Here is a 10,144-nt window from a genome sequence, read left to right as displayed (position 1 = left end):
GATGCCGCGTGGCATCCGCCCCCGTTCGTGTCGAGTGGCTCGGTCGCGGCTACTCGACGGGGTTGTGCACGTCGACGGTCATCGTGCCGCCGGTGACCTGACCGGTGACGGTGACGGTGACGCCGTGGCCGGCGACCTGCACACCGCCGAGCGGGTTCGACGGGTGGTTGAACGCGTCGACCGCGCTGTCGTCGAACGTCGCCGTCTGGGCGCCGGTGGGTGCGACCGCACTCACGTAGTCGACGGTCTTGTTCTTGCCCTTGCCGACCACGACCTCTTTGTGGAGCGTCACGCCGTCGGCGTTCTGCAGGCCGAAGGTCGCGTCGAACGGCTGGCGACGGTTGCTCGGTGCCGAGCCGTCGGAGTAGGTGAAGAGCGCCGGTCGTGCGTCGACCGGCAGTGCCAGACCCTGGCCCGGGTGCTCGATCGTGTTGTTGTCGGTGAACGCCTCGTCGACCACCCACACGAGCATGCCGTCTTGGAAGGCGAAGTGCTCGACGTGGTCGGGCTGCGTGAGGCCGCGGTCGAACTGGTACGGGCCCACTTCGAGCGTCGCGTCGTAGCCGACGTAGGTGCGGTTCTCGGCCAGGTAGTACCGGTCGCCGCTCGAGCTCTCGGTGCCGGTGCTGATCTTGAAGCCGCCCGCGGCCGTCCAGCCGTTGTCGCCGCTCTCGACGTCGTCGCTGAGCAGCGTCGTGCCGCCGCTCTTGACCACGATGTCGTCGAGGAACGCGCCCGCGAGGTGCACGCCGCCGTCGGACTGGTAGCGGAAGCGGAACTGCGTGTCGGCGGTGCCGCCGGGCACCGAGTAGCGCAGCGTCGTCCACTTGCCGTTCGACGTGTCGGAGAGCGACTTGCCGGCGGGCAGCCAGTTGTCGCCGCCGTCGGTCGAGTACTCCGCGTAGAAGTAGTCGTAGCCGGCCTCGATGTCGTACCAGGCCTTCGCCGTGACCGTCGCCGACTTCACCGCGCTCAGGTCGAGCGAGCGGGTCAGCGTCGTGTTGAGGTCGTCGGCGCTCGAGGTCCACCAGGCGGATGCGCCCGAGGAGGGCGTCGTGTACGTGCTCGTGATCACCTGGTCGGGCACGTCGATGACGAGGGCCTGGTCTTGACCCTCGGTCTGCAACGCGGCGGGGCTCAGGGTGTACGAGGCATCTGCAGCGCCCGGGTCGACGACGGAGTAGTCGAGCCAGCCGAGCTGCAGCTTCTCCCACGGGCCCATGTAGTTCGGGGTCGTGCCGATGTCGTCGCCGCCCTTGTTCAGCCACGAGCCGCTCGACATGAGGGTCCAGAACGCGGTCGAGTTCTCGCCGCCGGCCGTGTCGTAGAAGTCGGGCAGGCCGAGATCGTGGGCGTACTCGTGCGCGAACACGCCGAGGCCGCCGTTCTCGGCCTCGACCGTGTAGTCGCCGATCCAGAAGCCGGTGTCGCCGATCTGCGCGCCGCCGAACTTCGCGCCGGTCGGCCCGGTCACGCCGTAGTCGGTCGAGTTGACGTACCAGCGGTGCGACCAGATGGCGTCTTCGCCCTGGGCGCCGCCGCCGGCGTCTTCGCCCTCACCGGCGTGCACGGCCTGGAAGTGGTCGAGGTAGCCGTCGGGCTCGTCGAAGTCGCCGTCGGCGTCGGCGTCGTAGCGGTCCCACACATCGAACGAGGCGAGCTCGGCCTTGATCTCGTCGGGCGTCTTGCCCGCTGCGACCTGAGCGTCGTACCAGGCGTTGCCGGAGTCCTCGATGAACTGCCAGGCGCCGCCGAAGTCTTCAACGGTGTTGTCGCCGTAGGTCGAGGCGTTGCCGGGCACCTTCACCCAGTCGCTCACCTCGCCGGCGACGGTGTAGTTGCCCGACGACTGCTTCGTGTAGAAATCGGCGAACGAGTCGCCGCCGTCGCCGGCGCGGTCGAAGAACAGGTCTTCGTAGTACGCGTTGTCGAAGTCCGGGGCCCAGTGCGTGCTGTTGTTCACGGCACGATCGGGCTCGGGGAGCTGGTTGTGCAGCGGCCCCGGCACGGTGCCGAGCTTGCCGCTGCCCTGGTCGCCGAACTCCGAGAGGATCGTGAACAGGCGGCCGGTGCCGGTGACGGCGGCCTCGAAGTACTTGTCTTTCTCACCGTCGGCCGACAGCTGCACCACACCGTTCTCGTCGGGCGAGGCCTGACCCGAGCGGATGAGCTGCTGCGCGACCTTGCGCCGCTCGTTCTGCCGTTCGGTCAGCGGGCCCGGGCGGTTGTCGAGGCGTTGGGCGGCCGAGCTCGAATCGGGCGCGTCGCCGGCTGGGGCGGCGAAGGCGGGCGGCACCATCGCCGCACCGGCCGCCATCGTCGCGCTCGCCGCGACGATGGCGAGCACTCCGAGTTTGCGTCGTTTCACGTTGACTCCTTACACAGTCGGCTCGGGATCGCCGAGCACAGGTGCCGCCAAAAATAACACCGGCGGCGGCGCAGCGGAATGGGTGCCATGAACACGATTCGGTCACGACCGTGTGCCCCGTCAGACCGAGACGCCGCTCGGGCCCGCCCCGCCGAACCAGTACGCCGGGGCGGGAAGATCGACGCCGATCGACGCGAGCGCGATGACGATGAAGGCGTAGACCATGATCGCGATCGTCAGCACGCCGATCGCCATCGCGATGGGCACGGCGGGCGAGACCCGCATGCCCTCGCGGCGGTACCGGGGCAGCGCCATGAACGCGATCCACATCGACACGGTCGCGAAGCCCGTGATCCACACGGTGCGCAGCGCGTCGCCCTCGAGCGGTGCGGCGACCGCGAGCACGAGCGAGGCGATTCCCATGAGCAGGCCGGTGTAGGCGAAGAATCGCGCGAAGCCGATGCCGCCGACCTCGTTCTCACCGGTCCACCACGGGCCGTCGGCGCGGCCGGCGCCCTCGGGGTCGCCCTCGCTCTCGCGGTCGCCCTCGCTCTCGGGGTCACCCTGCCGTGCGTCGTTCATGTTGCGATCGTACGGGGCGACTCGCCGTCACGGCCTGACGAGTCCGAGTTGCACGAGGCTCTCGGCCGAGGCCACGATCGCGTCTTCAGTCGAGCGAGGAGTCCACCCGAGCATCCGCTCGGCCTTCTCATGCGAGGCGCCCTGCGTGCGCCGCAGCTGCGGCGCGACCGCACGCAGTTCGGTGTTGACGAGCGCACCGGCCCGCACGAGCCATCGAGGAAGCACGCGCGTGGGCACGTGCTTCGCGTCGGCGCCGAGGCGCTCGCGCAGGACCACGGCGAGGTCGTGGAAGGTGATGGGATCGCCGGCCACGGCGAGGAATCGCTCGCCCGCGGCATCCGGATGCGTCATGGCCCGCACGTGGAGGTCGGCGACGTCGCGCACGTCGACGCCGGTCGTCGTGCCGGGCGGAACCGCGGGCACTCGGCCGTTCAGCAGGCCGAGCAGGATCTCGATCGAGCTCGAGAAGTCGCGCCCGAGCGCGGGGCCGAAGATCGCGACCGGATTCACGACCGCGAGTTCGAGGTCGCCGCCTCCGTGTTCGACGAAGTCCCAGGCCGCCCGCTCGGCGATCGTCTTCGACTTCACGTAGGGCGTCACGTGCGGGCCGTCGGGGTTCGTCCAGTCCTCCTCAGTGAAGGGCCGCCCGGGGTCGACGGCGTGCCCGTATCCGATCGCCGCGAACGACGAGGTCTGCACGACCCGGCGCACGCCGGCGGCGCGCGCGGCCCGAAGCACTCTCAGTGCGCCGTCTCGGGCCGGCACGATCAGCTCGTTCTCGTCTTTCGGCTGGCGCACCGGAAACGGTGATGCGACGTGCAGCACGAAATCGGCACCTGCGACGGCCTCGGGCCAGCCGTCGTCGTGCATGAGATCGGCGGGCACGACCTCGACGTCGTCGACAGGGGCGGTGCTCGCAGCGCCGGCCGCAGCGAGCCCGGCTCGCACGAGCTCCCGCACCTCCCCGGCACGCGAGTGGTCGCGCACGGTCGTGCGGACCCGGTGGCCTGCTTCGAGGAGCCGCACGATGCAGTGCGCTCCGACGAACCCCGTGCCGCCGGTCACCACGACGAGTTCGCCGCTCATGTGAGCCTCCCGCGTCGGACTCTACTCCCCGTGATCGTGATGGTGATGGTGATCGCGGCCGTATCCGGCTACACGCCCGCGGGCGCCGCCAGCGGTGCGCGGGTGAGCGCCTCGACGACGAACGCGGCGTCGCGGTCCATGCCCATGAGGGTCCCCGAGACCACGGAGTACTGGAACGGCATGCCGACGAACGCGAGGCCGGGGCATCCGCTCGCCAGGCCGCGCTCTTCGATCGGCAGCCCGTCGTCGCCGACGACCCCGTCGATGTCGATCCAGCCGAGCTCGGGGCGAGAGCCCGTGCACCAGACGACGGTCGCCGCGTCGACGACGGTGCCGTCGGCCGCGACCGCGCGACCGTCATCGACGCCGGCGATGCGGCCGACGCGCACGACCCCGGCGCGGTCGAGGTCGGCCGGGGAGTTGCGAACGAGCATCACGCCGTGGCCGAGCGCCGCGTGCTTCATCGCCCGGCCCTTCGGGCGGTCGATCGTCATGCGCTGCAGACGCCGGATGAAGACACCGCTCAGCAGGTTGCCGATCGGCGTGTCGATGTCGACCGGCACATGCCCGGGATGCCGGCCGGCGAGGGTGACGGCATGGCCGTTGCGGGCGGCCTCGAGGGCGATGTCGGTGCCCGAGTTCGCTGCGCCGACGACGAGCACCGGTCCGTCGGCGAACTGCTCGGGCCCGCGGTAGTCGAGCGAGTGCAGCTGCCGGATCGACGGATCGAGCTCCCCGGCGAACGGCGGCACGACGGGAGTGCGGTGCGAACCGGTCGTCACGACGACCCGCTCGGCGAGCACCTCGTCGCCGCCCCCGAGGTCGAGGCGGAAGCGCCCGTCGTCGAGGGTCAATGAGACGACCCGCGTCGAGGTGCGCACGGGCAGCGCGAAGTGCCGCGCGTAGCGCTCGAGATGGTCACCCAGCTGCGCGCCGGTCGGGAAGGCGAAACGGCGCTCGTCGATGCGCAGGCCGGGCAGGACGATGAACGGGCGCGGCGTGAACAGTCGCAGCGAACGGTAGCGCTCGCGCCACGAGTCGCCGACGCGTGCGTGCTCGTCGAACAGCTCGAAGCGGGCTCCGCGGTCGGCGAGGCGCTTGCCGACGATGAGCCCGGCGGCACCTGCGCCGATCACCGCGGTGTCGATGGTGGTGGTGGACATACGGCCTCCTTTTCACCCGAAACTACGGATGCCGCGTGGTGGCCGCGTCGGCAGAAATGACCAATTGCGTGCGCAGGCCGGGGTGTTCAGGTCGGGGTGTTCAGCTCGCCGCGTTCAGCCCGTGCTCGAACGCGAACGCCGTCGCAGCCGAGCGGCTGCCGAGCCCGAGCTTGCCGAGGATGTTGCTGACATGCCGCGCGACCGTGCGTTCGCTGAGGAACAGCTCGGTCGCGATCTGGCGGTTCGATCGACCGCTCGCGACGAGACGCAGCACTTCGAGCTCGCGCCGGGTCAGCCCGGCGGATGCCGCGGCACCCCCGCTGCCGGCAGCCAGCCGCTCGAGTCGGTCGAGGTCGGCGACCGCGCCGAGCCCGGTGAACACGGTGCGCGCGGCGTCGAACTCGAGCTGCGCCGCCTCTTCATCGCCGAGAGCCCGGTTCGCGCGGCCCATGAGCGCGCGGGTGACGGCGGCCTCGTACGGTGCTTCGAGTCGGCGCCAGACCGCCCACGACCGGCGAAGCAGGGGGAGCGCCCGCTCCGCGGCATCCGTGCCGATCAGCAGGCGCGCCTCGGCCCGGTCGGCCTGCGCCTCGAGGAAGACGGTGCCGAGGGAGTCGGCCATGGCGCGCAGCGCCGCCGCGGCCCGTGCGGCGAGGTGCGGGTCGCCGTGCTCGATCTCGAGCTCGACCTGCGCGGCGAGCAGCTCGGCGCGGGTGCCCGGCGTCGGCGCAGCCTCGAGCGCTCGCGCGACGCCGGCGCGGGCGGCCGGCATGCGTCCGGCGTCCCGCCGCAGCAACCCGAGGCCCGGCTGCACCTCGCGCCCGAGCTCTGCGGCCGTTCGATACGCGGCTTCCGCATCGTCGCGACGCCCGGCGAGCCGGCAGAGTTCGCCGATTCCGTAGTAGGCGTTCTCGAGGGTCTCGGCGCGGCGCTCGCCCTCGCAGACGGCCTCGAGGGTGAGCACGGCCTCGGGCCACTCGCCGACGAGGCGCAGCACGCCGGCGCGATGCACCGAGCACTCGCCGCGGAACGGCTCCAGACCGCGCTGCGCGTCGCACCAGTCGCCCAGCTCGCGCGTCCATACTCGGGCGCGGTCGACATCCCACCGGTCGAGGCAGCTCGCGATGACGGCGCAGTACGCGGGGCCCGCGGCGCGGTCGCTCACCCGGCCCGACGAGATGGCCAGCATCACGCGATCCATGCACTCGAAGCCCTCGCCGATGCGACCGGCGTGTACGAGCGACCGCCCGAGCCCCATGGTCGCGAGCACCTCGAGGTCGGCGTCGCGGGCGTCGCGTGCGAGGGCGACCGCACGCTCGCCGAGGTCGACGGATGCCTCGAGCTGCCCGCTCGCGAATGCTCCCGCCGCGCGACTGAGCGCCGCCATCGCCGCGCTGCCGGGCGTCGGTGAGGCGGCGTCGCACAGCTCGAACAATCGTGAAGCCCAGGCGCCGGCCCGCACGGTCTCACCGCGGTCGGCGAGCGTGAACCCCAGCCAGAACACGCAGCGGATCGCGGCATCCGTCTCGCCCTCGTCGAGGTAGGCGAGGTGCGCGGCATCCCAGGCGCGTTCGCACTCGTCCTCGCGCCCGAGGAACCAGGCCGCGAGGCCGAGCGCATCGAGGTCGCTCGCGCCGAGCGCCGCGCGCCGGGCCGTGAGCTCGTCGAAGCGTGCGACCCAGTCGACGACCCGCACTGCGCCGGGAGGCATGGCGTCAGTCACCGACGGGTCGCAGGCTCGCGAGCACTTCGTTCAGCGCCTCGGTGCTCGACGGGTGGGTCCAGATGCCGTCGCGCAGTTCGGTGGCGGTCACCCCGGCCCGCATCGCGAGCGCGACGAGGTTGATCACCTCCTGCGCGTCGACCGAGAACACGGTCGCGCCGACGACGAGGTCGCTCTCGGCGTCCACGATCAGCTTGATCAGGCCGTGGGTCTCGCCGACGATCTTCGGTCGTGGCATCGCGGCGATATCGGCGATGCGCTTCGCGCCGACGAGCAGTGCTCGCCCGCTCGTGCGTGCCGCGGTCTCGTTGATCCCGACGCGGGCGAGCGGCGGGGTGAGGAAGATCGTGCTCGGCACCGCGATGCGATCGGCGGTCGTGCGTGTCGTCGTACTGCCGGCCATGCCGCCCAGCTGCGACAGGAGGATGCGGTGGTCGTCGAGGGAGATGTACGTGAACTGCGGCCCGCCGTTCACGTCGCCGACGGCGAAGACACCCGGCGCCGAGGTGCGAAGTCGTTCGTCGACGACCACGAACCCCCGGTCGTCGACCGCGACGCCCGCCGTGTCGAGCCCCAGGTCGTCGGTCACGGGCCGGCGCCCGGTCGCGACGAGCACGGCGTCGAACGAGGCATCCTGAATCTGATCGCCGGTCGCGATGCGCACGACCGCAGCGTCGCCGGCGTCGCCGACGTGCTCGACGCGGGCGCCGAGCACGATCTCGACGCCGGATTCCGCGAGCAGCTCCTGCACGGCGTCGGCCACATCCCGATCCTCGTGCGGCATGAACCGCCCGTTGCGGTCGACGAGTGTCACCCGCGAGCCGAAGCGCGAGAACATGCCCGCGAACTCGAGGCCGACGTAGCCGCCGCCGATGACGAGCAGGCGTTCGGGCAGCGGGTCGACATGCTGGATCGTCGTGGAGTCGAAGACCCGCGAGCTCGACTCGAGGCCGGGAATCGCCGGTCGCGCGGGTTCCGTGCCGGTGTTGATCACGATCGTCTCGGCGCGCACGAGCAGGCGATCGTCGCCCGCGCCGACCTCGACCTCGTGCGGGCCGGTGAATCGCGCGTGCCCGTCGATCAGGGTGACCGCCTCGACGCCCGCGAGCATCTCGTGGTTGCGTGCGCGGAGCTTGCCGATGAGGGTGTCCCTCGTGGCGACCGCCGCCGTGAACCACTCCTGCGGGTCGTCGTCATTGCGTCGCTGCGCGGCGCTGTGCACGAGCGCCTTCGTCGGAACGCACGCGATGTTGATGCAGCTGCCGCCGTACATCTCGCTCGATCGCTCGACGACCGCCACCGTGCGGCCCTGTCGGCCGAGTGCGCCCGCGAGCGTCTTGCCGCCCTTGCCCCAGCCGATGACCAGCACCTCGATGTCGAGCGTCTCCACGGCCACCTCTCCCCGGCAAGTATCCGTCGGGGCGGGGCGCAGCCACAAGGCGCGGCCGTGGGCCGTGATCGAATTCGGTCCCGATGTCGATCCTGCGCATCGCCGTTCGACGTCAGAATGAGAGCGGAACCACCGACTCGGAAAGGAACCGGATCATGCGCACCCTCATCGTCACCGAGTTCATCAGCCTCGACGGCGTCATCGACTCGCCGGGTGGCGGCGACCACCCGCGAGCGGGCTGGACGTTCAAGGACGTCCCCTTCGTCGAGGAGGCCTACGAGCTGAAGGGTCGCGAGCAGCTCGAGGCCGGAGCGATGCTCATCGGCCGGGTCAGCTACGACGAGTTCGCGCCGATCTGGCCCACGATGGTCGACGACTTCGCCGAGTACAACGAGATGCCGAAGTACGTCGTCTCGTCGACGCTGACCGACGAGACGCTCGTGCCCGAGTGGCACAACTGCCACGTGCTGCGCTCGCTCGACGAGGTCGCGAAACTCAAGCAGGGCGACGGCGCCCCGATCATCGTGCACGGCAGCGCGACCCTGGCCAAGGGCCTCGCCGAGGCGGGCCTCGTCGACCGCTACCACCTGCTCGTCTTCCCCGTGCTGCTCGGCGACGGCAAACGCCTCTTCGGCGGCGGCGACCCGCACACGCGCCTCGCACTCGTCGAGTGCGAGGCCTACTCGAACGGCATCGTCAAGCAGGTCTACGGCGTCGTTCGATGAGCGGATGCCGCGGCATCCGTCGCCCATGACGGCGCGTGTCTCGCGGTGCTGGAAGCGAGGGCAGCGGAAGCCGCGGCGTCAGATCACGTCGACCCGGCAGCGGATGCCGGGCGCCCGTGCGATTCGCGCGTCGCGGGTGACGAGCGCGGCGCCGAGCTCCTCAGCGAGGGCGACGTAGGCGGCGTCGTAGCTCGAGAGATTCATGCCGAGCTGCCAGCCACGTCGGGACACCGACTCCCACGGCCAGAACTCGATCGGCAGCTCGAGGAGCTCGAAGTGGGCGAGTTCGGCTTCTGCCGGCGACAACAGGCCGGCGTTGCGTCGTCGTCGGAGTACGTTGGCGACCTCGAACGGCAGGAGCGCTGGCGCGAAGACCGTCGTCTGCGCGAGCCGCGCGGCGACGGCATCGCCGTGGGCTCCGGGATCGATCAGCAGGGTGACGATCGCCGACGCGTCGGCGACGACGGGCCGCGGCGCGCGGCGTCGCTCACTTGCGGTCGGCATCGAGATCGGCGACGAGATCAGCCTCGCCGAGTTGCGGATAGGTGCGGGCGCGAAGCCGGGCGCGCGAGACGGCTTCGGCCAGGCTCGGGCGCGAGGCCAGGGCGGCGAGCTCACCGCTCAGGTACTCCTGCAGTGAGCGGCCCGACAGGGCGGCCCGAGCGGCGAGTGCGTCGCGCACCTCATCGGGTACGGCGCGGATCGTGATCGTGACGGGCATGCTGCGATTGTAGCGCCGATGCCTGCAGAATGCATGCAGGGCCTACGAGTCTCTATCGGGCTGAGCCGGGCGTGGTCACGCGCTTCTTCTCGCGCACGTAGACCTCGCGCCGCACCCGGGCGACGACGTCGCCGTCGCGATCGGTGATCTCGGTCTCGAACCACTCGAGCACTTTCGCGCCGCCGCGGGCGCGCTCGCGCAGCTCGGCCGTCTTCTCGGGCGACACCGCGAAGTGAGCGGTCAGCACGCCGCGGCCGGGCTTGACGAACTCGATCTCGCCGCGGGTGTCCCACACGATGTAGTCGCGCGCCCACCCGGATGTCGCGAACCCCTTGTCGGTCGTCGACCCGTTCAGCACGCCGGGCGGCAGACCCGCCTCCAGGAAC

The 10,144-nt window shown here is 71.0% G+C and carries 10 protein-coding genes; 1 reads left to right on the top strand and 9 read right to left on the bottom strand.

Annotation, left to right across the window (positions count from 1 at the left end; all coding sequences use genetic code 11):
* Positions 1-49 precede the first annotated feature (49 nt).
* The 6 genes from ACWGST_RS16485 to ACWGST_RS16460 form a co-directional block, all read right to left on the bottom strand.
* Positions 50-2,368 carry an immune inhibitor A domain-containing protein gene (locus ACWGST_RS16485; RefSeq protein ID WP_452047751.1) on the bottom strand — a complete coding sequence of 773 codons (2,319 nt, stop codon included), beginning with the start codon at positions 2,366-2,368 and terminating at the stop codon, positions 50-52.
* Between the two features lie 120 nt (positions 2,369-2,488).
* The gene (locus tag ACWGST_RS16480) at positions 2,489-2,950 is read right to left on the bottom strand and encodes a hypothetical protein (protein ID WP_452047750.1); all 462 of its coding nucleotides are present in this window, start codon (positions 2,948-2,950) and stop codon (positions 2,489-2,491) included.
* A 27-nt stretch (positions 2,951-2,977) separates the two neighbouring features.
* Positions 2,978-4,036, bottom strand: a complete 1,059-nt coding sequence (locus ACWGST_RS16475; RefSeq protein WP_452047749.1) for an NAD-dependent epimerase/dehydratase family protein — start codon at positions 4,034-4,036, stop codon at positions 2,978-2,980.
* A gap of 68 nt (positions 4,037-4,104) precedes the next feature.
* Complete coding sequence (locus ACWGST_RS16470) at positions 4,105-5,199, bottom strand: flavin-containing monooxygenase (protein WP_452047748.1); 1,095 nt, start codon at positions 5,197-5,199, stop codon at positions 4,105-4,107.
* 100 nt (positions 5,200-5,299) lie between these two features.
* Positions 5,300-6,910, bottom strand: a complete 1,611-nt coding sequence (locus tag ACWGST_RS16465; RefSeq protein ID WP_452047747.1) for a LuxR C-terminal-related transcriptional regulator — start codon at positions 6,908-6,910, stop codon at positions 5,300-5,302.
* 4 nt (positions 6,911-6,914) lie between these two features.
* Positions 6,915-8,312 carry an FAD-dependent oxidoreductase gene (locus ACWGST_RS16460; protein ID WP_452047746.1) on the bottom strand — a complete coding sequence of 466 codons (1,398 nt, stop codon included), beginning with the start codon at positions 8,310-8,312 and terminating at the stop codon, positions 6,915-6,917.
* 155 nt (positions 8,313-8,467) lie between these two features.
* Here ACWGST_RS16460 and ACWGST_RS16455 point away from each other — a divergent pair, with 155 nt between their 5' ends.
* The gene (locus ACWGST_RS16455; RefSeq protein WP_452047745.1) at positions 8,468-9,037 is read left to right on the top strand and encodes a dihydrofolate reductase family protein; all 570 of its coding nucleotides are present in this window, start codon (positions 8,468-8,470) and stop codon (positions 9,035-9,037) included.
* A 78-nt stretch (positions 9,038-9,115) separates the two neighbouring features.
* Here ACWGST_RS16455 and ACWGST_RS16450 read toward each other — a convergent pair whose 3' ends face one another.
* The 3 genes from ACWGST_RS16450 to ACWGST_RS16440 all read right to left on the bottom strand — a co-directional run.
* Complete coding sequence (locus ACWGST_RS16450; RefSeq protein WP_452047744.1) at positions 9,116-9,541, bottom strand: type II toxin-antitoxin system VapC family toxin; 426 nt, start codon at positions 9,539-9,541, stop codon at positions 9,116-9,118.
* The gene (locus ACWGST_RS16445; RefSeq protein WP_452047743.1) at positions 9,525-9,758 is read right to left on the bottom strand and encodes a FitA-like ribbon-helix-helix domain-containing protein; all 234 of its coding nucleotides are present in this window, start codon (positions 9,756-9,758) and stop codon (positions 9,525-9,527) included. Before ACWGST_RS16445 ends, ACWGST_RS16450 begins: the two co-directional genes overlap by 17 nt.
* Before the next feature lie 52 nt (positions 9,759-9,810).
* A partial coding sequence (locus ACWGST_RS16440; RefSeq protein ID WP_452047742.1) for a DUF4442 domain-containing protein occupies positions 9,811-10,144 on the bottom strand: 334 nt, incomplete at its 5' end.

The sequence above is a fragment of the Agromyces sp. NPDC055520 genome, assembly GCF_053619715.1.
Note: the sequence above shows the minus strand (reverse complement) of the source record. Positions and strands in the feature narration are given on the sequence as shown.